The 22,246-nt window shown below is 70.1% G+C and carries 17 protein-coding genes; 8 read left to right on the top strand and 9 right to left on the bottom strand.

Going from position 1 to position 22,246, the window contains the following annotated elements:
* Nucleotides 1–128 precede the first annotated feature (128 nt).
* The 7 genes from AMK10_RS18590 to AMK10_RS18560 are packed head-to-tail and all read left to right on the top strand — an operon-like array spanning nucleotide 129 to nucleotide 11,012.
* A complete protein-coding gene (locus AMK10_RS18590) occupies nucleotides 129–1,802 on the top strand; it encodes an extracellular solute-binding protein (RefSeq protein WP_073748914.1) in 1,674 nt (557 codons plus the stop codon).
* A 1-nt stretch (nucleotide 1,803) separates the two neighbouring features.
* Nucleotides 1,804–2,829 (top strand): ABC transporter permease, encoded by a 1,026-nt coding sequence (locus tag AMK10_RS18585; RefSeq protein ID WP_073748913.1) that lies wholly within the window; start codon nucleotides 1,804–1,806, stop codon nucleotides 2,827–2,829.
* 17 nt (nucleotides 2,830–2,846) lie between these two features.
* Entirely contained in the window at nucleotides 2,847–3,770 is a 924-nt protein-coding gene (locus AMK10_RS18580; RefSeq protein ID WP_073749340.1) for a carbohydrate ABC transporter permease, read from the top strand.
* A 55-nt stretch (nucleotides 3,771–3,825) separates the two neighbouring features.
* Entirely contained in the window at nucleotides 3,826–6,063 is a 2,238-nt protein-coding gene (locus AMK10_RS18575; RefSeq protein WP_073748912.1) for a sialidase family protein, read from the top strand.
* A 15-nt stretch (nucleotides 6,064–6,078) separates the two neighbouring features.
* On the top strand, nucleotides 6,079–8,055 hold the full coding sequence (locus AMK10_RS18570; RefSeq protein WP_073748911.1) for a beta-galactosidase: 1,977 nt from the start codon (nucleotides 6,079–6,081) through the stop codon (nucleotides 8,053–8,055).
* Nucleotides 8,052–10,271 carry a glycosyl hydrolase family 95 catalytic domain-containing protein gene (locus AMK10_RS18565; protein ID WP_073748910.1) on the top strand — a complete coding sequence of 740 codons (2,220 nt, stop codon included), beginning with the start codon at nucleotides 8,052–8,054 and terminating at the stop codon, nucleotides 10,269–10,271. The genes AMK10_RS18570 and AMK10_RS18565 overlap by 4 nt, the downstream gene beginning before the upstream one ends.
* 33 nt (nucleotides 10,272–10,304) lie before the next feature.
* On the top strand, nucleotides 10,305–11,012 hold the full coding sequence (locus AMK10_RS18560; RefSeq protein WP_073748909.1) for a GH12 family glycosyl hydrolase domain-containing protein: 708 nt from the start codon (nucleotides 10,305–10,307) through the stop codon (nucleotides 11,010–11,012).
* Nucleotides 11,013–11,194: 182 nt separating this feature from the next.
* Here the strand turns inward: AMK10_RS18560 and AMK10_RS18555 are convergent, their stop codons facing one another.
* The 8 genes from AMK10_RS18555 to AMK10_RS18520 all read right to left on the bottom strand — a co-directional run bounded on the left by AMK10_RS18555 (nucleotide 11,195) and on the right by AMK10_RS18520 (nucleotide 20,212).
* A complete protein-coding gene (locus tag AMK10_RS18555; protein WP_073748908.1) occupies nucleotides 11,195–12,202 on the bottom strand; it encodes a LacI family DNA-binding transcriptional regulator in 1,008 nt (335 codons plus the stop codon).
* A gap of 188 nt (nucleotides 12,203–12,390) precedes the next feature.
* Nucleotides 12,391–13,476: a pectinesterase family protein gene (locus tag AMK10_RS18550; RefSeq protein WP_382563361.1), complete on the bottom strand. Its 1,086-nt coding sequence runs from the start codon at nucleotides 13,474–13,476 to the stop codon at nucleotides 12,391–12,393.
* 182 nt (nucleotides 13,477–13,658) lie between these two features.
* Nucleotides 13,659–14,453 carry an ATP-grasp domain-containing protein gene (locus tag AMK10_RS18545; RefSeq protein ID WP_073748907.1) on the bottom strand — a complete coding sequence of 265 codons (795 nt, stop codon included), beginning with the start codon at nucleotides 14,451–14,453 and terminating at the stop codon, nucleotides 13,659–13,661.
* A gap of 127 nt (nucleotides 14,454–14,580) precedes the next feature.
* On the bottom strand, nucleotides 14,581–16,035 hold the full coding sequence (locus AMK10_RS18540) for a family 43 glycosylhydrolase (protein WP_073748906.1): 1,455 nt from the start codon (nucleotides 16,033–16,035) through the stop codon (nucleotides 14,581–14,583).
* Complete coding sequence (locus AMK10_RS18535) at nucleotides 16,017–16,937, bottom strand: arabinan endo-1,5-alpha-L-arabinosidase (RefSeq protein ID WP_107428463.1); 921 nt, start codon at nucleotides 16,935–16,937, stop codon at nucleotides 16,017–16,019. The genes AMK10_RS18540 and AMK10_RS18535 overlap by 19 nt, the downstream gene beginning before the upstream one ends.
* A gap of 278 nt (nucleotides 16,938–17,215) precedes the next feature.
* Nucleotides 17,216–18,403, bottom strand: a complete 1,188-nt coding sequence (locus AMK10_RS18530; RefSeq protein ID WP_241839608.1) for a cytochrome P450 family protein — start codon at nucleotides 18,401–18,403, stop codon at nucleotides 17,216–17,218.
* A 32-nt stretch (nucleotides 18,404–18,435) separates the two neighbouring features.
* Nucleotides 18,436–19,725: a cytochrome P450 gene (locus AMK10_RS18525; RefSeq protein WP_073748903.1), complete on the bottom strand. Its 1,290-nt coding sequence runs from the start codon at nucleotides 19,723–19,725 to the stop codon at nucleotides 18,436–18,438.
* A gap of 187 nt (nucleotides 19,726–19,912) precedes the next feature.
* Nucleotides 19,913–20,212: a hypothetical protein gene (locus tag AMK10_RS18520; RefSeq protein WP_241839578.1), complete on the bottom strand. Its 300-nt coding sequence runs from the start codon at nucleotides 20,210–20,212 to the stop codon at nucleotides 19,913–19,915.
* Nucleotides 20,213–20,469: 257 nt separating this feature from the next.
* Here AMK10_RS18520 and AMK10_RS37325 point away from each other — a divergent pair, with 257 nt between their 5' ends.
* A complete protein-coding gene (locus tag AMK10_RS37325; protein WP_143194964.1) occupies nucleotides 20,470–20,865 on the top strand; it encodes a hypothetical protein in 396 nt (131 codons plus the stop codon).
* A gap of 160 nt (nucleotides 20,866–21,025) precedes the next feature.
* Here the strand turns inward: AMK10_RS37325 and AMK10_RS18515 are convergent, their stop codons facing one another.
* Nucleotides 21,026–22,018: a phosphotransferase gene (locus AMK10_RS18515; RefSeq protein WP_073748902.1), complete on the bottom strand. Its 993-nt coding sequence runs from the start codon at nucleotides 22,016–22,018 to the stop codon at nucleotides 21,026–21,028.
* Nucleotides 22,019–22,246 lie beyond the last annotated feature (228 nt).

The raw sequence follows: 22,246 nt of genomic DNA, 5'->3' as shown, positions 1-22,246 counted from the left end.
GTTTGACCGCTTCAGCTCAGCCGGTGCAGTGCCGCCGGCTCGGCCGGTAACGCCCCCTACCTCAGACACAGGGCCGAGCGGCAGTCGCCGCCGCGGGCCGTCCTGTTGCACCACGAAGGGTTGACGCAATGACGCCGAACTCCCCCTCCGCTCCCAGCCGGAGACGATTCCTCGCCTCCTCCGTGGTTGTCGCGGCAGCCGTGGGCGGGGGGATGCCGCTCCTCGCCGCCTGCGGCGGCGGTTCCGGTGGCGCTAAGAACGAGGGCACGACCACGGGCAACAAGCTGAAGGACATCCTTCCGGCCTACGTCCCCTCGAACACCGTCACCCCTGACATCCCCAGCAAGAACGGCTCCGCCGACGGCTTCACCACGGCGCTCCCCGCCGACAAGCTGGCGGTGTCGGTGCCGAAGAAGCTGGGCAAGGGCAGCGAGATCAGCATCATGGCCCCGCTGTGGGGCACCTCGCCCGGTGCGGGCAACGCCTACTGGACGGCGATGGACGAGGCCGCCGGCGTCAAGGTCAAGTGGCAGAACCAGGACGGCAACGTCTACGGGCAGAAGCTCGGCGCGGTGCTCGCGTCCAGCGCCATCCCGGACGCCGTGGTCGTCCCGGGATGGGAGCTCCAGGGCAAGATCCCGAGCGCCATCGCCAACAAGTTCGCCGACCTCGGCCCCTACCTGTCGGGCGACAAGGTCAAGGCGTACCCCAACCTGGCGGCCATTCCCACCGGCGCCTGGCAGCGCGGCGTCTTCGCCGGCCAGCTGCGCGGGATTCCGATGCCCGCCGAGGGCACGCCCAACATCACGCCCTTCTACCGCGCCGACATATTCGAGGAGAAGGGGTACGAGGTCCCGACCACCACGCAGGAGTTCTACGACCTCTGCAAGGAGATCAACGCCCCCAAGAGCAAGGTGTGGGCGTGCAGCGACATGACCTGGTCGGCGTACAACTTCTTCGGGGTGCTGCCGGAGAAGCCCTACTACTGGCAACTGGTCGACGGCAAGCTGGTGAACCGCTACGAGACCCAGGAGTACCTGGAGGCACTGGAGTGGTCGCGCTCGCTGTACTCCGCGGGCTTCGTCCACCCGGACGCCAAGGCGGAGACGGGCGACATGCGCACCACCTTCTCCTCGGGCAACGTCCTGATGTACAACGCGGACATCTCGGACTGGTACGCGGCGACCGCCGTGCAGCGGCTGGACAAGCCGGACTTCCGGATGGCGGCGATGGACATCTTCGCCCACGACGGCGGTGACCCCGTCCTCTACGAGGCGTCCCCCTCCAACATCTGGTGCTTCGTCAGCAAGAAGGCCGACAAGAAGGTCGTCGAGGACCTCCTCGCGCTGGCCAACTTCACCGCTGCTCCGTACGGCAGCAAGGAGCAGCGTCTGCGGGCGTACGGGCTGGAGGGCACCCACCACACCCTGAAGGACGGGGTGCTCGTCAAGAACGAGAAGGGCAACAACGAGGTCTTCGCCACCTACGAGTACATAGCGACCTCCAAGCCGTACCGCGCCTACCCGGACTACCCGGACGTCGCCAAGGGTGTCATCGAGTGGCAGCAGCGCCAGGGCGCGCACATGAGGAAGCCGCTCTTCCACGGCATGCAGATCCAGGAGCCCACCCGGTACACCGAGCTCAACGCGCAGTTCGAGGACCTGGAGAAGGACATCGTGCGCGGCCGCAAGAAGGTCAGCGACATGCAGCAGCAGGTCTCCGACTGGAAGACCAAGGGCGGCGACAAGCTTCGCGACTGGTACAAGAAGCTGCTCGACGAGACCGGTGAGTCGGCTTCCTGACATGTCTCTGAGCACAGATGACCGGCGCGCGCAGGGGTCCCCTGCGTCGCCGCCGGCCGAGAAGGACGGGGCTGCCCGCGGGCCGGCCCCGGTCTCCGCGAAGATGCCCCTGCGGCACCGGCTGCGCCGTGACCGGACGCTGCTCCTGATGACCGTGCCGGCGATGCTTCTGCTGCTGGTCTTCGCGTACATCCCGCTGGCGGGCAACGTCGTCGCGTTCCAGGACTACGACCCGTACATCGCGGACAACGCGTTCCAGGCGATCGCGCAGAGCCCGTGGGTCGGCTTCGAGTGGTTCCAGCAGATGGCGAACGACCGGCTGTTCTGGTCGGCGCTGCGCAACACGCTGGCGATCTTCCTCCTGCAGCTGACCCTGTTCTTCCCGGTGCCGATCCTGCTCGCGCTGTTCATCAACAGCTTCGTGCGGCCCCGGGTCCGGGCGGTGGCGCAGGCGATCCTCTACCTGCCCCACTTCTTCTCCTGGGTCCTGGTCGTCACCGTGTTCCAGCAGATGTTCGGCGGCGCGGGGCTCATCGCGCAGACGCTGCGGGAGAACGGTCATGAGGGTTTCGACCTGATGACCGACCCCGGTCTGTTCAAGTTCCTGATCACCTTCGAGATGATCTGGAAGGACGCCGGCTGGGGTGTCATCGTCTTCCTCGCCGCCCTGGCGGCGGTGAGTCCCGACCTCTACGAGGCGAGCGCCATGGACGGCGCCGGCCGCTGGCGCCGGATGTGGCACATCACGCTGCCCGCCCTGCGTCCCGTGGTCGCCCTGCTGCTGGTGCTCCAGGTGGGCAACGCGCTGACCGTCGGCTTCGAGCAGATCCTGCTCCAGCGCACGGCGGTCGGTCCGGGCGCCTCCGAGGTGCTCGACACGTACGTCTGGAACGTCGGTATCACCAACGGCGGGTTCAGTTACGCGGCGGCCGTCGGAATCATCAAGGGAATCTTCGGACTGCTGCTGGTCCTCGGGGCCAACAAGGTCGCCCATCTCATGGGTGAGCAGGGGGTGTACAAGAAGTGAGCAGCCTGCTCTCCGGCATGACCGGCTTGGCCGGTGTGAAGCCGGGCACCCGCGGCCGTCTGCGTCCGGTGTGGGAGGAGGAGCCCTCGAAGACGGGGCTCGCCTCCAAGGGCGTCGTCCTGGTCCTGATCTGCCTGGCCGTGCTCTTCCCCCTCTGGGTCGTGATCGTCACCAGTCTCTCCTCGGTGAAGTCCATCACCGAGGCCGGCGGACTGGTGGTGATCCCGCGCGGTATCACCTTCGTCGCCTACCAGGAGCTCCTGGGCGGCGGCCAGGTCACCCGGGCCACGGTGATCAGCCTCTGTGTGACGATCGTCGGGACGCTCTTCAGCATGGCCGTGTCGATCTTGTGCGCCTACGGCCTGTCCCGTACGGGTTCGGTGCTGCACCGTCCGCTGCTGCTGTTCATGCTCGCCACGATGTTCTTCGGCGCCGGCCTCATCCCCACCTATCTGGTGGTCCAGGGGCTCGGTCTCACCGACTCCTATCTGGCGCTGATCCTGCCGAGCGCGCTCAACGTCTTCAACATCCTGGTGCTGCGCGCCTTCTTCATGAGCACGGCCCAGGAACTGATCGAGAGCGCCCGGATCGACGGGGCGGGTGACTTCCGCATCCTGTGGCAGATCGTCATGCCCCTGTCCCGCGCGGTCATCGCCGTGATCACGCTCTTCTACGCGGTCGGGTACTGGAGCGCGTGGTTCAACGCCTCCATCTACATCAGCGACCCCCAGATGCTGCCGCTGCAGAACGTGATGAACCAGCTGGTGCTGAAGCAGGAGCGGCCCACCGGTCTCGCCCAGGCCATCAACACGGGCCATCTCTCGCCGCTGGCCATCCAGATGGCGGTCATGGTGCTCGCGCTGATCCCTGTCGCGGTCCTGTCCCCGTTCGTGCAGAAGCACTTCAAGGAAGGCATGCTCACCGGCGCGGTCAAGGGCTGAGCCGCCGCACCTGCCCCGCAGTCACCCGTCACTCCCCCACCGGAGGGTCCTCGTCATGCGCGCCACGTCCGTCCCGCAGCCCGAACCCGCCCCGCACCCGCGGCGCCGTACCGTCCTGGCAGGTGCGGCGGTGGCCGCGGCAGCGGCCACCGTGCTGCCGGCGGCGGGGACGGCCTCGGCCGCGCCCCGGCCCGGGAAGACCCAGCCGCACCGATGGCGCACCGCTGCCATCGGCGGGACGGGCTTCGTGACGGGTGTCCTGTTCCATCCGGCCGTCAAGGGCCTGGCCTACGCCAGGACCGACATCGGCGGCGCCTACCGGTGGGACGACCGAAGATCGCGCTGGTCGGCGCTGACCGACCACATCGGCTGGGACGACTGGAACCTGCTGGGCGTCGAGGCGATGGCCGTCGACCCGGCGCATCCGGACCGGCTGTACCTCGCCCTCGGGACGTACGCGCAGGCATGGGCGTCCCCGGGCGCGGTGCTCAGGTCCGAGGACCGGGGCGCGACCTGGGCGCGTACGGATCTCACCGTGCGCCTCGGCGCCAACGAGGACGGCCGGGGCTGCGGCGAGCGGCTCCTGGTCGACCCGCGCGACAGCGAGACCCTCTGGCTCGGGACGCGCCACGACGGGCTGCTGCGGTCGGCGGACCGCGGCGCCACGTGGTCGGCCGACGCCTCCTTCCCGGCCACCGCGTCGGCGAGCGGCCAGGGCGTCACCCTGCTGGTGGCCGCGGGCCGCACGGTCTACGCGGGCTGGGGCGACGGCGGCACGGCCCTCTACCGTACGGCGGCCTCCGGCGGCTGGGAGGCCGTGCCGGGGCAGCCGTCGGCCGGCGCCTCGACGCGCGTGCCGGTCCGTGCGGCGTACGACGCGGGCAGCCGTGCGCTGTACGTGAGTTACGCGGACGGGCCCGGACCGAACAACCAGTCCGACGGCTCGGTGCACCGCCTCGACACGGTGACCGGGACCTGGACCGACGTGACCCCGGTGGCCCCCGGCCCCGGCGACACCTTCGGCTACGGCGGGGTGGCCGTGGACGCCGCGCGCCCCGGCACGGTCGTCGTCTCCACGAACAACCGCTGGGGTCCTGTGGACACCCTGTACCGCTCGACGGACGGCGGGGCGAGCTGGACCTCGCTCAAGGACACGGCGGTGCTGGACGTCTCGGAGACCCCGTATCTGAAGTGGGGCGGGGAGCCCAAGTTCGGCTGGTGGATCCAGGCCCTGGCCGTGGATCCGTACGATTCGAAGCACCTCGTGTACGGCACCGGCGCCACCCTCTTCGGGACGCGTGACCTGGTGCACTGGGCGCCGGAGATCCGGGGTCTGGAGGAGTCGGCCGTACGCCAGCTGATAGCACCGCCCTCGGGGGCCCGGCTGCTGAGCGGCCTCGGCGACATCGGGGTCATGTACCACGACTCACTGACCGCTTCCCCGTCGCGCGGCATGGCGTCCAACCCCGTCTTCGGCACGGCGACCGGGCTCGCCCTGGCCACCAGGAAGCCCTCGTACGTGGTGCGGACCGGCTGGCCGTCGGGCTCGCAGTCCGCGGGTGCCTACTCGCGGGACGGCGGGGCGAGCTGGCAGCCGTTCGCCTCGCAGCCGGCCATCGCGCCCTCGGCCCCCGGACCGGTGGCGGTCTCGGCCGACGCTTCGGTGCTCCTGTGGTCGTTCATCCACTGGGACGGCACCAAGTACGCCGCGCACCGCTCCACGGACAACGGGGCGACCTGGGCCGAGGTGGCCACGTTCCCCAAGGGCGGCACCCCGGTGGCCGACCCTCTCGACGCCACCCGCTTCTACGTGTACGACACGGACACCGGCACGGTCTTCCGCTCCACCGACAGGGGCGCGACCTTCACCGAGGGCGCCACCGGGCTCCCCTCCGGTGATGTGCAGTTCCGGATCGCGGCGGCCCCCGGTCGCTCCGGCGACCTGTGGCTCTCCGCCAAGGACAACGGCCTGCTGCGCTCGACGGACGGCGGCCTCACCTTCACCCCGGTGGCCGGCTGCCAGGCCTCGCACGCCCTCGGCTTCGGGAAGGCGGTCCCCGCGAAGGGCCGGGCCGGCTATCCGGCGGTCTTCCAGACCGGACGGGTCTCCGCGACGTACGACGGTGTGGCCGTGCTGCGCTCCGACGACGCGGGCCGGACCTGGGTCCGCATCAACGACGACGCCCACCGGTGGGGGTGGACCGGTGAGGTCATCACCGGCGACCCCCGCGTCCACGGCCGTGTCTATCTGGGCACCAACGGCCGCGGCATCCAGTACGCAGACCCCCAGTAGAGGAACGAGACGTCCATGCCGTCCCTGCACGACGCCACCCGTGGCCGCGTCCTTTTCGGAGGCGACTACAACCCCGAGCAGTGGCCCGAGGAGGTGTGGGCCGACGACGTCCGGCTGATGAAGGAGGCGGGGGTCAATTCCGTGACCCTCGGTGTCTTCTCCTGGGCGAAGATCGAACCGCGCCCGGGTGCTAGGGAGTTCGGGTGGCTGGACCGGCTCCTGGACCTCATGCACGCGGGCGGGATCGGGGTCGTCCTCGCGACCCCGACCTCCTCGCCTCCGCCGTGGATGGGTGCGCTGCACCCGGAGACGCTGCCGCGCACCGAGGAGGGCGCAGTGGTCAACTACGGCTCCCGGCAGCACTTCTGTCCGAGCTCACCTGTCTACCGCCGCTACGCCGCGGCCCTCACCGAGGACCTCGCCGAGCGGTACGCGGACCATCCCGCGCTCACCCTGTGGCACATCAACAACGAGTACTGCACGCACTGCTGGTGCGACGAGACCGCCGCGCACTTCCGCCGCTGGCTGGCCGCCCGGTACACCACCGTGGAGGCGCTGAACGAGGCGTGGGGAACGGCGTTCTGGAGCCAGCGCTACGACAGCTGGGCCGAGATCCTGCCGCCCCGCCGGGTGCAGTACCTGCGGAATCCGGCACACGAGCTGGACTTCAAGCGGTTCACCTCCGACGCCCTGATGGAGTGCTACGTCGCCGAGCGGGACATCGTCGCCCGGCGCACCCCGCACATCCCGGTGACGACCAACTTCATGCCGCTCTGGGAGGGCCAGGACGCCTGGGCCTGGGCGGAGCGGGAGGACGTCGTCTCCGTCGACATCTATCCGGACCCGAAGGACCCGCTGGGCGGCCAGTACAACGCGATGCTCGCCGACATGACCCGCTCGCAGGCCCGGGGGCCCTGGATGGTCATGGAACAGGCGGCCGGCTCGGTCAACTGGCGCGAGGTCAACCACCCCAAGCCTGCGGGCCTGAACCGGCTCTGGTCGCTCCAGACGGTGGCCAGGGGCGCGGACGCCGTCTGCTACTTCCAGTGGCGCCAGTCCCGGCAGGGCTCGGAGAAGTTCCACTCCGCGATGCTGAGCCACGCGGGCGAACACGGACGTACCTTCGGGGAGATCAAGCGCATCGGAGCCGAACTCGCCCTGATCGGGGCCGAGGTGAGCGACACGGACGTACCCGCCGAGGTCGCCGTGCTCCACGACTGGGACGCCTGGTGGGCCGGTACGCAGAAGGACCGGCCGTCCTCGCTCGTCCAGTACCCGGAGCTGGTGCGCGCCTGGCACCGGGGTCTGTGGGAGAGCGGCATCGGGACCGACTTCGCGCGCCCCGAGGCGGACCTGAGCGCCTACCGCATGGTTCTCGTTCCCCAGCTCTATCTGCTGAGCGACGCGGCGATCGACAACCTCGTCGCCTATGTGCGGGGCGGCGGCACCCTGGTGTGCGGGTTCTTCACCGGCGTCGCGGACGTGGACGACCGGGTCAGGCCGGGCGGCATGGACGGCCGGCTGCGTGAGCTGTTCGGCATCCGCACGGTGCACGAGTGGTGGCCTCTGGACGCGGACGCCACGGTGGAGTGTGACGGGTTCCGCGGCACCCTGTGGTCGGAGGAGCTGGAGCACGACGGTTCCGCGGAGACCGTGGCCGGCTACCGCGGCGGCGAGCTGGACGGCCTTCCCGCGGTGCTCCGCAAGGGAACCGCGATGTACGTGTCCACGCTCCCGGAGCCCGCCGCGCTGCGCGAGCTGCTCGGCCGCGCGGCGGCCGGCGCCGGTGTGCGGCCCGTGCTGGAGGACCTGCCCTCCGGGGTCGAGGCGGTGCGCCGCGGTGAGCTGCTCTTCCTGCTGAACCACGGCGGCTCACCCGCCGCGGTGAAGCTCCCCGGCCGGTACCTCGACCTGCTCACGGACACCGAGGCGGACGGCGGTGTGGAGCTGGAGCGCTACGGCGTCGCCGTGCTCAGAGGTGCCTCGGCATGATCGACGGCACCTGGGAACCCGGCCCCGCCACCCGCTGGGAGGACGCGTTCCTCAGCGGCAACGGCCGCCACGGGGCGATGGTCTTCGGCGATCCCGGCGACGACCGGGTGATCGTCAACCACCACACGCTGGTGCGGCCCAACGGCAGCGAGGACCTCACGCCCCCCGAGCTCGCCGACGGGCTCGGCCCTCTCCAGGACGCACTGCTGTCCGGGGACACGAAGGCGGCCGAGGAGTTCGGCGCGGGGCGACCCCTGGTGTGGGTGCAGCCCTTCCACCCGGCGTTCAGGACCCGGATCCGCCGAGACCGCGGTCTGCACGAGGCGGTCGCCGGATACCGCCGCGAGGTCGACTTCACCACGGGCGAGGTGACGGCGTCGTACGAGGCCTGGCGCAGCGCCGTCTTCGTCTCGCGGACCGACGACGTGGTCGTGCAGCAGGTGACCGACCTCGGGCTGACCGCCGATCTGCTCCTGGATCACGCCCTGCCCGGCTCGCCCGCGCAGCTGGCCGTCGGCCGCTCGACCGTGCTGACCCCGGACGGCGCCCATCTGGCCCTGCGGGTGGGCTATCCGGGCAGCGAGCTCGGGTACACGGGCGTCACCGTTGCACGGGTGGACGGTGGCCGGGTGTCCGTGTCGGGCGAGGGCATCCGGATCGAGGGCGCGCGCAGCCTCACCCTGGTGACCCGGGTGGTCCGGGGGTGGGGGCGCCCCGAGCTCGGTGAGCTGTGGGCGGCGCTGCCGCACGAGGACTACGCCACCCTGCTGGACCGGCACCGCCCGGCGCACCGGACCGCGTACGGACGTGCCTCCTTCACGCTGCGGGACGCGGCGCCGGAGCGGGGGCTGGCCGGGAGCGAGCTGCTGCGCACCCCGAAGAGTCCGGCTCTGCTGGAGCGGCTCTTCGCGGCGGGCCGCTACCACCTGCTGTCCTCCGCGGGGCTGCTGCCGCCGCGGCTGACGGGGCTGTGGACCGGGGACTGGGACACGGCCTGGTCGGGGGCGTTCACCACGAACGCCAACCTCAACCTCCAGATCTCCTCGGCCGCCGCGGCCGCGCTCCCGGAGGTCACCGAGGCCCATGCCGTATTCGTGCAGGGACAGTTGGACGACTGGAGGGACAACGCCAGGGCGCTCTTCGGGGCCCGCGGCATCGTCGCGCCGTCCCACACCGACGGCGAGTCCGGCCACACCCGGCACTTCCAGCGCGCCTATCCGCTGCATCTGTGGACGGCGGGGGCGGACTGGCTGCTGCAGCCGCTCCTGGAGCACGCGGAGGTGACGACCGGCACCCCGGACGCCTTCCTGACCGGCGCCCTCGTCGAAGTGGCGCTGTTCTACGAGGACTTCCTCAGCCGTGAGGACCCGGACGGACGTCTGGCGATCGTGCCCTCGTACTCCCCGGAGAACAGGCCGGCCAACGCGAGCTGGGGCACGGTGAACGCCACGATGGACATCGCGGCGGCCCGCCACGCCCTGACGACGGCCGCCGAGCACGCTCCCGGACACCCGTCCGCCGACCGTTGGAAGGCCCTGGCGGCCCGGCTCCCGGACTATCTGGTGAACGAGGACGGCGCGCTCGCCGAGTGGGCGTGGCCGGGCCTGCGCGAGACGTACGACCACCGCCATCTCAGCCATCTCTACCCGGTGTGGCCGCTGGACGAGATCAACCCGTACGACACCCCGGCCCTGGCCGAGGCCGCTCACCGTGCCCTGGAACTGCGCGGGTCGGAGAACGACTCCGCGCACGGTCATCTGCACCACGCCCTGATCGCGGCCCGGCTGCGGGACCCGTCGCGGGTGTCGTCGGCGATGGACGCGGTGCTGTGCGGTGACTTCTTCCACGACTCGCTGATGAGCGCGCACTACCCCACGCGGAACGTCTACAACGCGGACGCGGCCCACACGCTGCCGGCCGCCGTGATCGAGTCGCTCGTCCAGTCGGCACCGGACCGCCTGGTGCTGCTGCCCGCCGTCCCCGCGTCCTGCCCCGCCGGTGAACTACGGGGCCTGCGCACGCGGTTCGGCGCACACCTCGACCTGAGCTGGTCCGAGACCGGCGCCACCGCGGTTCTGCGTCCCACGCGCGACGCGCGGGTCGATCTGCGTACGGGCGACGGCTTCACCTTCACCGAGACCTCCGCCGGAAACCCCACGGCTCCCCTGGAGCTGACGGCCGGCGTGGACCGCGTCCTCATCCTGGAGGCGCGGTAGCAGTCCTCCATCCCCACATGGAAGGAACACCCCATGGCACGATCCACCCTGACCAGGCTGCTCCTCGCCCCGGCGGCAGCCGTGGCCGCACTGATCGGCTTCGCGGCGGCACCGGCCCACGCCGCGATCTGGACCTCGTCCGAGCAGTGGGGCAACTACACCACGTCCGACGGATACATCCTCTACAACAACATCTGGGGCTCCGGGGCGGGCACCCAGTCCATCTGGGCCAACTCGTCCAGCAACTGGGGCGTGACGGCCAACCACCCGAACACCGGCGGCATCAAGTCGTACCCGAACGCCAAGAAGATCGTCAACAAGCCGATCAGTTCGCTCTCCTCGCTGACCAGCAGCTACAACGTGACGGTCCCGTCGTCCGGCGCCTACAACACGTCCTACGACATCTGGGACACGGACTACGACTACGAGGTCATGCTCTGGGTGAACTACAACGGCGCGGTCGGCCCCCTGGGGACCTCCCAGGGGAACGTGACCCTCGGCGGCCACACCTGGGCCGTCTACAAGGGCAGCAACGGGGCCAACGAGGTGTTCTCGTTCCTGCGGACCTCGGACTCCTCGTCCGGCACGGTGAACATCCTCCCGATCCTGAAGTGGATCAAGGACACCAAGGGCTGGTGGGGCAACGAGACCATCGGCGACGTCCAGTTCGGCTACGAGATCACCTCGTCGTCGGGCGGACTGAACTTCACGACGAACGGGTTCAACGTCTCGTCGAGCTGACGCAGGACGCCCCGTCGACCCGACGCTCCACGTTCCGACGGGCCGGCCAGGACGGGCCGGGGGTGCGCCCCCGGCCCGTTCGGCGTGCGGATCGCGTCGTCCGGCCGGGCAGCCGGACCAGGCGGAGCACCGGCGGGCTCACGGCAGTGACCCGCACGCGTGAGCCCAACTCCCCTGCCGGATCAGGCCGGTGCCGGACCCGTGCTCGCACGCACCGTCAGAACCGGTTCCAGCAGCTCCACTTCGTCCGTGCCCCGGCCGGTGAGCTTCACGACCACCTGGTCCACCGCGCGGCGTCCCATCTCCTGGGCCGGGATGGCGACGGAGGTGAGCCGCACCGAGGCCTGGGTGGCCACCTGGTCGGGGCAGATGGCCACGACGGAGACGTCCTCGGGGACGGCGCGCCCCTGCTGCTGGAGGAGGTTGAGCAGCGGCTCGACCGCGGCCTCGTTCTGGACGATGAACCCGGTGGTGCCCGGCCGCTCGTCGTAGATCCGCGCCAGGGTTCCGGCCATGGCCGCGTACCCGCCCTCGCAGGGCCGGTGCAGGATGCGCGTGCCCGTCTCCTGGGCCTTGGCCCGTATGCCGTCCACGGTCCGTTCGGCGAAGCCGGTGTGCCGCTCGTAGACGGCGGCGGCCTCGCCGATCACCGCGACCTCGCGGTGGCCGAGGCCGGCGAGGTGGTCCACGCAGAGGGCGCCGGTGGCCTCGAAGTCGAGGTCCACACAGGTCACTCCCGAGGTGTCGGCGGGCAGTCCGATGAGGACGGCGGTGCCACCGGACTCACGGAGCAACGGCAGCCGCTCGTCGTGCAGTTCGACGTCCATCAGGATGATCGCGTCCGCCAGCGAACTCCCCGCGATCCGCCGGACGGCCGCGGGCCCCTCCTCGCCGGTGAGGAGCAGGACGTCGTAGCCGTGCGTACGCGCGCTGGTGGCGACGGCGATGGCGATCTCCATCATCACCGGTACGTACATGTCGGTGCGCAGCGGCACCATCAGCGCGATGATGTTGGACCTGCTGCTGGCCAGCGCACGCGCACCGGCGTTGGGGTGGTAGCCCAGTTGCTGGATACTGTGTTCCACGCGCTCCCGGGTGGACGCGGAGATCGACCGTTTCCCACTGAGGACATAACTCACCGTGCTCGCCGAGACTCCGGCATGCTGGGCGACCTCGGCCAGCGTGACCATTCAGCTTCTCCCCTACAGATGGTGACCGCAAGGGAGAGCGGGTGAAGCGCTTCGACAGCGCCCTGCTGTGCTCCCCTTCGCACTCTGACATGCACAGACACCGTGGAGCCTAGACTTGCTCACAGGGACTGTCCAGAGCGGAGTCGAAGCGCTTCGACCGCATGTGTTTCGCTTCTGCACACGGTGACTCAGGATGCCGAGGGTGTCCAGCCCGCCAGCCAGTCGGCGGTCTCCTGGTCCGCGGCCTGGGAATCGGTGAGCTGCGGGCGGTTGCTGCTCGCGGCCCCCGAGCCGGGTCCGGTGTTCTTGTACTCCGCGAAACGGTCGTCCTTCCAGGAGAAGCCGCTCATGTCGGTCCAGGGTGCCGACTTGATCGCCGAGCTGAGCGTCGTGCTCCGGTATGTGGCCATCGGGTCGAGTGTGGCATCCCCACCCGCGTGCCACGGACGGCCGAGGTAGAAGGAGGACGCCGAGACGTCGCCGTTGACGGTCGAGCCGGTGATCAGGAAGCCCTTGCGGTCGGCGGCCGTGCTGGGCGCGGCGATGTAGCCTGCGGAGCTGCCGTCCCACCGCTTCTTCAGTGTGATCACGGACTTGTCGATCACCGCGGTGGCGCGTCCGAAGATGAAGTCGACGTTGCCGATGACGTAGGAGTTGGTCATGTAGACGCGGCCCAGCGTCGTCTTGGACGCGGTGTCGAGCAGCAGGGTGTCCTGGTCGCCCGTGACGATGATGGAGTCGAGGAAGACCTTGTCCGCGGCGGTGCGCAGGGCGACCGCCTGGTGTCCGCTCAGGCTCTGGTTCGCGGCCTCGTCGAAGTCGTTCGCGATGGTGAGGTTGCGGGCCTGGAAGCCGTTGGCCTCGGCCGCGACGGTCGCACTGCCGCTGGTCCCGTAGGTTCCAGAGCCGTCGGGCTTCTGGGTGCCGGAGGCGTTGTTGTAGACGATGACGGTGTCGTTGCGGCTGGATCCGCTCCCCTGGAGGGTGACGTTCTGCTTGTTGGAAGGGATCTTCACCAGTTCGCGGTAGGTGCCCGGCTTGATGGAGACGACGACGCGCGCGGTGTTCCCCGCGGGGATCGCGTTCACGGCGGCCTGCACCGAGGAGTACTGCCCGCTGCCGTCCTTGGCGACGGTGAGCGTGGTGGCCGCCGCCGCGCGGGACGCGGCCCCGAATGTCTGGAGGGCCGCGACGGCCAGGACCGCGGCCGTCCCCGCCGTCAGCGCCCTGCGCGTTCCGGGGCGGAGAGCCGTGCGTCGTCGATTCGCTGACATGGCGTGATCCGTTCGGTCGGAAGGAGGAAGAGGTGGGGTTCCGGGGAGTAGTCGCCACGGCTGCCCCAAAGGTTGCCGCGCGCTCGGAGACCGTGGTCGTCGAGCCCTCGGACACCGTGGTCGCCGGGCCCTCGCGCATCGCGGTCACTGGCGCCATGACTTGCCCGGAGCCAGCCCCGCCCTCACGGCCGCCGGAACGGTGCGTCCTCATCCCGTACGCCGACGTACGGGCCGGCCGAGCGGAGGACCACGTCGAGGGCGCGGGCCGGGTCGGCGGCGTACACGTTGCTGAACCAGGCCATGTTCGCCTCGACCACCGCCCACCGGCCCGTCCCGGGGTCGTCGCCCCTGCGCATCAGTCCGACGTCGAGCACCACGCCGCTGGGCAGGGTGTCCGCGCATGCCCCGGCCAGCCGCCGGACGAACGCGCGTACCGCGGGTTCGTCCGTGTGGCCGGTGAGCGGCGCGGTGTCGAGCCGGCCGAACGTGGCGTACTGCGAGCCGGTCCGTATCTCCCCGTTCAGCAGATGGACCCTGAACTCCCTGACCCAGGTGACCACTTCGCTGACCTGGACGAGGGGGTCACCCTGATCGCCGGCGGGGACGCGCACGGCCGAGCCGTCCGCGTACACCGCGGCGGGGAAGCTCTTGTCGGTGGGCGGCTTGACGAAGACAGGGCCCGCCGTACCGCGGGCCTCGCTGAGCGGTACGCACCGGACGCGACGCCCGGTGAACGCGTACGGCAGGGCGTCGAGCCAGCCGACGGCCGGTTCGAGCAGCGCGATACCGAGCCGGCCGACGGCCGAGGCGGCGAAGTGCGGGCCCCCGTAGTAGTGCGCGCCGGTGCCCGGCGGGAGGCGGCCGAGAAGCCCCTCGCGCGGCAGGACCGTCACATCCATGCCCCGTTCCCGCGCCGCGCCGGCCAGCAGGACGGCTGTGGAGGATCGGTGCGGGGCAAGGGCGAAGAGGTCGGCCATGCCGCCGCAGCTTACGGGCCGGGACCCGTCAGCCGCGGCGGCCCTCGTGAGGCCGGGATACGAGACCGGCCTCACGGGGGCCGGATCACGAGACCGGACCCGGACCGGGGTCCGGGCCCGCGGGCCCTCAGCTCACGGGCAGGAGCTTGAACTGCTGGCAGGTGTTGTTCAGCCAGGTCCACTGCCGTACGTCGGCGCCGTCGGCCGCCGAGCAGTTCGCCACGTCGGCGACCTTCCCGGTGGCCTGGTTGACGATGCGCACCCAGCCTCCGGCCTCCGTGGTGACGAAGCGGAAGCGCTGGCAGGTGTTGTCCAGCCACGACCACTGCCGCAGGTTCGCGCCGTCGGCCGTGGAGCAGTCGGCCGTGTCGAGCACCTTGCCCGTCGCGGCGTTCACCAGCCTGCTGGTGTCGTCGCCCCGGTCCTCGACGCGCCACCGCTGCTTGGCGCTGCCGTCGCACGTCCACTGCTGGACGTCGGCACCGTCGGCGGTCGATGCCCCGCTGACGTCGAGGCACTTCCCGGTGGCCCGGTTGACCACGGTGTAGGCGGTCGGGGTGGCCGCCGTCTCGCCCGAGGGCCCCGCCAGGGTCGTACCGAGGGCGACCGGGGTGCCCAGGTTCGGGGTGCCGTCGGAGTTCCAGGTGAACTTCTGCGCCCGCGCCGTACGCCCGTTGTCGCAGCCGTCGGAGGCCGAGTCGTTGGCGTGGTAGACGATCCAGTTCTCCGTGCCGTCCGGTGAGGTGAAGAAGCCGTTGTGGCCGGGCCCGTAGACCCCCGCCGCGTTGTTCCGCTGGAAGACGGGGGTGGACTTCTTCGTCCAGGAGGACGCGGAGAGCGGGTTGGAGCCGGTCAGGGTGAGCTGGCCGAGCTTGTAGTCGGGCGTCCAGCAGCCGCTGGCGGAGTAGACGATGAAGGTCTTCCCGCCCCGTTGGAGCACCTCGGCCCCCTCGTTGACCGTGCCGCCCGACTTCTCCCAGTCGTAGGTGGGCGTCGAGATCGTCGAGAAGGAGCCGCTGAGGGTGTACGGGTTCGACATCGGCGCGATCACGAGGTTCTGCGTGCCGCCGCCGCTGGCGCTGCCCAGGAGGTACATGGACCCGTTGACCGTGAGCACGCTCGGGTCGAGCATCCAGGTGCTGCCCAGCTGGTTCTTGTACGTGTACGGCCCCATCGGGTCCGAGCCCGCGCTCTGCAGCACATGGGTGCGCTGCGTGGGGTTGTAGTCGGAGACGTTCTGCCCGGCCACGTAGTACAGGTACCAGCGGCCGCCCGAGAAGTGCAGTTCGGGCGCCCAGATGTTGCAGCAGCGCGAGGCCGCGTCACCCTGCCACACCTGCACGCTCGGCGCGGTGGCGAGCCCGGCCAGGGTCGGCGACTTGCGCATGGTGATGACGTCGGTCCAGCTCGTCGACACCAGGTAGTAGTTGCCCTCGTGGTACGAGATCCAGGGGTCGGCGCCCTTCTGGGTCTTGACGGGGTTGGTGTAGGGACGGCCCTCGGCCGCCGACGCGGAGGTCGGCTGCCCCAGGGCGAGCGCCAGCAGCAGGGCGCTCAGCAGGGTCAGTAGGCGACGGGCCATCCGCTGCTCCAGTTCAGGAGGTTGACGCCGAGCTTCGGGGTGCCGTTGTCCTGGCCGTCGTAGTAGTGGTAGACGAGCAGGTCGCCGTCGGAGTCCGCCAGGATCGACTGGCCGCCGGGGCCGATGTAGCGGCCGTGCGACTCCATGACGGGCGTCCCGCCGTTGCTGAGCATGCTGACGCCGTTCTTGTCCTTGTAGGGACCGGTGACGCTGGTCGCCCTGCCCACCTTGATCTTGTACGTCGAGCTTGTGCCGGCGCAGCAGGTGTCGTACGAGGCGAAGAGGTAGTAGTAGCCGTTGCGCTTCACGATGGAGGGCGCCTCGACGGCCTTGGTCCCGGTGGGGCGGGAGGCGAGCGAGCGCCGCGCGGTGTCGCCCGCGTACTGCTTGCCGGTCGACGGGTCGATCCGGATCATCTTGATCCCGGTCCACCAGGAGCCGAAGGACAGCCACCACTTCCCGTCGTCGTCCACGAACAGGTTGGGGTCGATGGCGTTGTAGTCGCTCGACGAGCTCGACGTGTAGACGATGCCGTAGTCGCTCCAGCTGCCGGCCTGGCCGGTGGTGGAGGCCGCGAGTCCGATGGCCGAGGTGTTGGAGCCGAAGGACGAGACCGCGTAGTACATCAGGTACTTGCCGCCGCGGTACGAGATGTCCGGGGCCCAGGGGTCGGAGGCCGAGGAGTAGTTCTTCCACCAGCTCGGCTTGGTGGTGAAGGCGTTGCCGGACCGGCCGAAGGCGGTGCGGTCGGTGGAGGTGCGCAGCTGGAGGCCCTCACCGGTGGAGTACAGCAGGTACTGGCCGGACGAGCTGCGGATCATGCTGGGGTCGTGGACGACGATGTCGCCGTTGACGACGCCCGGGTTGGGGTACGCGGACGCGCTGCCCGGCACGAGTGCCATCAGGAACGCGGCGGGGAGCACGGCGAGGGTTCTCCTCAGAGTGCGGCTCACGAGGGACCTCCTTGAGGGTCGGGGGCGGGTGGTGCACTCCGCAGTCGCCACCGGGCGGGGCTTGGGTTGCCGCGCGGCGCCCACTTTCGCCGAAGAATCGGACGCCGTTCGAAACCTCGGACAATAGTGGCCCGGGCCGGCCGCGGTCAGGACAGCAGCTGACCGGGCAGCTGCGGCCCGGACAGCCGCCGTTCGAGCGGGCGTCCGGGCCGCGCGGCGACCGCCCCTCAGCCGTGCAGCAGCACGGGGAACGCCTCCATGTCGTTCTGCGTCATCACCGGCAGCTTGCGTATCTCGTCGTCCTCGATGGCGAGCTTCAGCTCCGGGAAGCGTCCGAACAGGGCGGGCAGCGCGATGCCGGCCTCCACCCGGGACAGCGCGGCCCCCGGGCAGATGTGCGGCCCGTGCCCGAAGGTCATGTGCCGGATCGGCGTGGGCCTGGTGATGTCGAAGGCGTCGGCGTCCTCCCCGTGCTGGGCGGTGTCGCGGCCGATGGCCCGGTAGGAGATCACCACGCCCTCGCCCTTGGCGATCACCTGGTCGCCCACCTGGATGTCCTCGGTGGCGAACCGCATCAGCAGGTGCGTGGTGGGCGTGTCCCAGCGCAGCGTCTCCTCGATCACCGTCTCCCACGGGATCTCCCCGTCCAGCACCTTCCGCAGCTGGTCGGGGTGGGCGAGCAGCGCGCGTACGGCGTTGAGGACGAGCCCGATCGTGGTCTCGTGCCCGGCGGCCACCATCGCCTTGAGGTTGCCGACGACCTCCTCCTCGGTGAGCGGCTCCCCGCCCTCCTCCGCGAGGATCAGCGCGCTGGTGAGGTCGTCCGTGGGCCGCGCGGTCTTCTCCCGCACCAGTTCGGCGTAGAAGACATCGAGTTCGGCGAGCAGCGCGAGACGGTCCTCCTGCGGGGTGAGCATGGAGAAGAATGCCTTGTACTGCCGGGTCAGCATGGGGTGGAGCGCCTCGTCGACGCCCATCAGCAGACCGACCACCCGCATCGGCAGCGGCTGCGCGAACACGGCCTTGAGGTCGACGACACCGTCCTTGCCCTGTGCGGCGAGGGCGTCCAGCAGCTCTTCGGTGAACTTCTCGATGTCCGGGCGGATCGCCTCCAGCCGGCGCGGGGTGAGTGCCTGGCTGGTCTTCGTACGCAGTCGGCGGTGCTCCTCGCCGTCCACGGTGAACATGGACCGGCCCGCGTCGATCATGCCGATCAGCGGCCAGGCGTGCGTGACCTCCCCGCTCTGCCAGAGACCCCACGCGTCCAGGTCCTTGACCAGGCGGGGGTCGACCAGGAGCCTGCGGGCCTCGGCGTGCCGGGTGACGGTCCAGGCGGGGACCCCGAGAAGGTCGAGACGCGCGAGCGGGGCGGAGTCCCGCAGCCTCTCGGTCTCGCCGTCGAGGTCCTGGACCATGGGATCGACGACCACCGTCGCGTACGGGCAGTTCACAGCAGGTCTCCTGTCGTCTGTACGGGAGCGAACCGGACGGGCAGTGCGTTCATCCCGCGCAGGAAGGCCGACGGCCGCCGGACGAGATCCTTTGCGGGAACGGCGAGTTCGAGGTCGGGCAGCCGGTCGAGGAGCACTTCGATACCGGTGCGGGCCATGGTCTCCGCGATCTCCTGGGCCGGGAAGGGGCAGCGGTACTCGCCGTGGCTGAACGCCAGATGCGCCCCGTTGCCCGCGTGACGTCCCGCGCCGCCGAGGCCCGTCTCCTGGCGTACGAGCGGGTCGGTGTTGGCCGCGCCCAGGCCGAGCAGGACCATGTCCCCGGCCCGGATGTCCCGCCCGCCGAGCCGGGTGTCGCGGACCGCCCAGCGGCCGGCGAGGATCTGGGTCGGGCTCTCCTCCCAGAGCACCTCGTTCATCGCCTCGCCGACGCTGCGCCGGCCGCCCGCGAGGGACTCGGCGAACTCGTTCTCGGTGAGCATCAGCCGCAGCGAGTTGCTGATCCAGTCGGCGGTGGTGAGGTGCCCGGCTGCCGTGATGGCCATCAGGTCGAGGGCGTACTCCTCGTCCGTGAAGGGTTCCGGATCGGCGAGCATCCGTGAGGTGACGTCGTCTCCGGGCGCGGCCCGCTTGACGTCGACCAGCCGCCGCATGTGCGCTCCGAACCTGCCGTACGCCTCCTGCGCCCCGGGGCCTCCGTCGGCCAGGTCCTTCAGGACCCTGGCGATGTCCGCCCCCTCGTCGTCGGGGAACCCCACGAGGCGGGCGAGGACGAGCACGGGCAGCGGCTCGGCGAATTCGGCGACGAGGTCGGCGGTCCCCCGCGCGCAGATGTCGTCGACGAGCCGGTCGGCCAGCTCCTCGCAGTGCCTCCGGATGTCGAAGGGGTCCGCGGCCTCCAGAGCGGGGACGACCATCCGCGAGTGACGCCGGTGCTCGGCGCCCGCGGTGAAGTAGATGGAGGGCATGGGGCGTCCGACCATGGGAAGCAGGGGCCAGTCCTCGGGAATGTGCTCCCACTGGTTCCACAGGCCGACGTCCCGGGGGAACAACTCGCCGTCGCTGGTGACCTGGTGGAGCTCGCGGTACCCGATGACCAGCCAGGCCGGAAAGCCGCCGGGGAGCTCGACGGGCACGACAGGCCCGTAGGAGTGGCGCATGGACCTGTACAGGGCCTGCGGCTCGGTGTGGAACGCCGGTCCGCTGAGCGGCACGGGGGCGCTCGCGGCATGGGCGGGGCAGCCGCCGCCGGATGCGGGCGCGGCGGATAAGAAGGGGTTCGTCATCGTACGGACTCCTGGGAGACGGCTTCGCGCGTTGCGGCCATACGATCAACGCGGGCCCACTATAGGGAGGTTGAGTGAAGCTTTGGGTACGGATCGCGACACGGACGACCGGACGACGACCCGCAGCACCCGTCCGCCCGGACCCGTCGGAAACACCACCCCTCGGCGTCGACAGACGTTGCGTGGGTCAAGGCTCCGGCGCGGCAGCCACCTGAGCCAGGCGACCGGACGACAGGGCGAAGAGGCTGGCGGGGTTGCGGAAGAAGTACTCGAGCAACTCGGCCTGGCCCCAGTCGGGATGGTGGAGGAGGTAGTCAACTCCGGTGTCGTCCGCGACAGTCCGGTAGACCACGTGAAGACGGTGATCAGCAGCAAGCGGAACCGTGAACGCCGGCCACTCGGCCCGCTCCCGGAGCCGCCGTCGGAAGTCGCAGGCCGCGTCATGGTCCGCGCCGAGCAGCAGCTCCTCGGCCTCCTCGCTCTGCACACACGAGGAGAGGTGGCCCAGCCAGAAGAGCGGATCGTCCAGGAGACCGGCCTGGTACGTGAGGGGGCCAACCGCCGTAACCCGCTGTCCGGGCAGGCATCAGGTCCCACGGTTCATCACGGGGGACATCATGCCGCCCGGCTCCGAAACCTCGAGACCGGGCACCCCAGTCGATCATCACGGATACGTCTCGATGTCTTCACTCCGCCCACACTGACGTCATGATGATCCTCCACGACGCCACACCCCGAGGACCCATGCGTACCAGCATCATCAGTGCGTTCACCGCAGTAAGCTTGCTCGCTCTTCTCACCGCGTGCGGTAGTGGCGACCCGTCATACACAGTCCGCACGGATCGCAACAAGGATGGTTCGGCCATAGCCCACTTGACCCTGCCTGATGCCACCGACGAGGAAGCGGAAGCAGCAGTCCGCGAATACGCCGGCACCATCAACGGATCGGAGTGGGTCACCATCATGATTTCTGATGACTCCGGCCCCGAGGGCAAGCTCATGTGCAGCGCCACCTGGATGAAGGACGCTCAAGCCGCGCAGAAATGGGGCGGTCGCTTCAAGTCCGAGACGTGGCCCGGTCTCGATGTGCGGTGCCCCCACGGCGGCCGAGGGGGATCTGATCCAGCAGTCGGCAGATGAGGATGAATGCATGACTGCCGGTATTGGCGAGGGTTCACCGCTTCGGAAGGAGCGACCGGCTGGAAGCGTCTGCCGCGTGAACTCGGCACCGGTTTCGCCTGCTGAAGGCGCTTCCCGCATGGGATCGACTGTCGGCGGCGCCACACCCAGCACTCTCCGCTCACGCGGCGAGCCAAGTGGCCCAGGTGGGCATGGCCTCGCGCATCACGGCCATCGCCTCCACCGACTCCCTGAGAGTCCGGGCGAAGCCGGCCTGGTACTCCGGACTCCCGCCCCGGTGGCCACAGGCCATCCACAGCTGCCAGGCCGCCGCTCCGACGCGTCCGGCGAACATACCGGTGAACGCGGACTCGTCGACCGCCCCGACCGCCCCTCCCGCAGCGACATACCCGGAGAGGCACGCTTCGACGATGCGGCGCTCGGGCACTTCCAGTCCACAGCCCGTGCCGGCGAGACCGAAAGCGGTGAAGACAAGCTCCCACCACGGCTCCTGCGCCCCGGCGGCATCGAAGTCCAGCAGCACCGGACCACCGGAGCCGGTCAGGACGTTCTGGTGCCGGATGTCGCGGTGCATGACCAACTTCGACCGCCACAGCTCCTGCTGATCCTCGACCATGGCCTCGGCCTGTTCCACGGACAGCCTGAGGACACGGACGTGCTCGGCGCCGAGGACCTCAAGGCGTTCGGCCTGGGCGAACCATTCCTCCCACTCCCCCCGGGAGTACGGCCGGTAGTCGCCGTCGACGGCCGGATCGGCCGGAATCGCGCACCGAGCGAGGTCGGCGACGAGGCCGCCGGCCCATGCCGCCAACGCTTCGGACGTCGGCGTGGTCGGATGCGAGCCCTCGACGAAGCGCACCGCGCGGGCGTAGACACCGTCCCCGATCGGTCGCCACAGACCCGCTTCGGCCAGAGTCGTCGACTGCGGCTCGGGCATCGCGACACCGGTCTCCCACGCTGCGACTTCGAGCCCCCCTGCCTGAGCGGCCATGGGCAGCCAGAAGTCGCCCCAGGGACGGTTGAGTTTCACCGCCCATGAACCGGAGTCGGTAGCGGCCTTCCACACCGGGCCCTGCTCGTCAGCCTTGAGCAGCAGCGGCGCTTCCAGCAACTGCCCCAACCCGAGCCGCTCGACCGCGCATGCCAGGTCCATAACGGTCAGCCAACCCGCCCGTCACCTCAGCGGCAACCGATTTACCGGTCGCCGGGATGAGTTGAACCGTGGCGCCTTGCGCCTGGCGATCTCGGTCTGCATGGCGTCCGGGTGCGTGCTGATCCTGTTCCGGATGACCTGTGGGAGCGCGTGGATCCCCTCCTGTCACCCGCTCCTGAGCGGCGCCACCGCTACCCAGAACGACTGCGCGTGACCGGGACGCGGAGG

The organism is Streptomyces sp. CB02058 (genome assembly GCF_001905505.1).
Taxonomy (GTDB): Bacteria; Actinomycetota; Actinomycetes; order Streptomycetales; family Streptomycetaceae; genus Streptomyces.
The sequence above is the reverse complement of the archived record's forward strand: the minus strand, read 5'-3'. Positions and strand labels throughout refer to the sequence as shown.

Coding starts and splice junctions, on each gene's coding strand:
- AMK10_RS18590 (WP_073748914.1), top strand. CDS start 129: ATGACGCCGAACTCCCCCTCCGCTCCCAGCCGGAGACGATTCCTCGCC.
- AMK10_RS18585 (WP_073748913.1), top strand. CDS start 1,804: ATGTCTCTGAGCACAGATGACCGGCGCGCGCAGGGGTCCCCTGCGTCG.
- AMK10_RS18580 (WP_073749340.1), top strand. CDS start 2,847: ATGACCGGCTTGGCCGGTGTGAAGCCGGGCACCCGCGGCCGTCTGCGT.
- AMK10_RS18575 (WP_073748912.1), top strand. CDS start 3,826: ATGCGCGCCACGTCCGTCCCGCAGCCCGAACCCGCCCCGCACCCGCGG.
- AMK10_RS18570 (WP_073748911.1), top strand. CDS start 6,079: ATGCCGTCCCTGCACGACGCCACCCGTGGCCGCGTCCTTTTCGGAGGC.
- AMK10_RS18565 (WP_073748910.1), top strand. CDS start 8,052: ATGATCGACGGCACCTGGGAACCCGGCCCCGCCACCCGCTGGGAGGAC.
- AMK10_RS18560 (WP_073748909.1), top strand. CDS start 10,305: ATGGCACGATCCACCCTGACCAGGCTGCTCCTCGCCCCGGCGGCAGCC.
- AMK10_RS18555 (WP_073748908.1), bottom strand. CDS start 12,202: ATGGTCACGCTGGCCGAGGTCGCCCAGCATGCCGGAGTCTCGGCGAGC.
- AMK10_RS18550 (WP_382563361.1), bottom strand. CDS start 13,476: ATGTCAGCGAATCGACGACGCACGGCTCTCCGCCCCGGAACGCGCAGG.
- AMK10_RS18545 (WP_073748907.1), bottom strand. CDS start 14,453: ATGGCCGACCTCTTCGCCCTTGCCCCGCACCGATCCTCCACAGCCGTC.
- AMK10_RS18540 (WP_073748906.1), bottom strand. CDS start 16,035: ATGGCCCGTCGCCTACTGACCCTGCTGAGCGCCCTGCTGCTGGCGCTC.
- AMK10_RS18535 (WP_107428463.1), bottom strand. CDS start 16,937: ATGGCACTCGTGCCGGGCAGCGCGTCCGCGTACCCCAACCCGGGCGTC.
- AMK10_RS18530 (WP_241839608.1), bottom strand. CDS start 18,403: ATGGTCCAGGACCTCGACGGCGAGACCGAGAGGCTGCGGGACTCCGCC.
- AMK10_RS18525 (WP_073748903.1), bottom strand. CDS start 19,725: ATGACGAACCCCTTCTTATCCGCCGCGCCCGCATCCGGCGGCGGCTGC.
- AMK10_RS37325 (WP_143194964.1), top strand. CDS start 20,470: ATGCGTACCAGCATCATCAGTGCGTTCACCGCAGTAAGCTTGCTCGCT.
- AMK10_RS18515 (WP_073748902.1), bottom strand. CDS start 22,018: ATGGACCTGGCATGCGCGGTCGAGCGGCTCGGGTTGGGGCAGTTGCTG.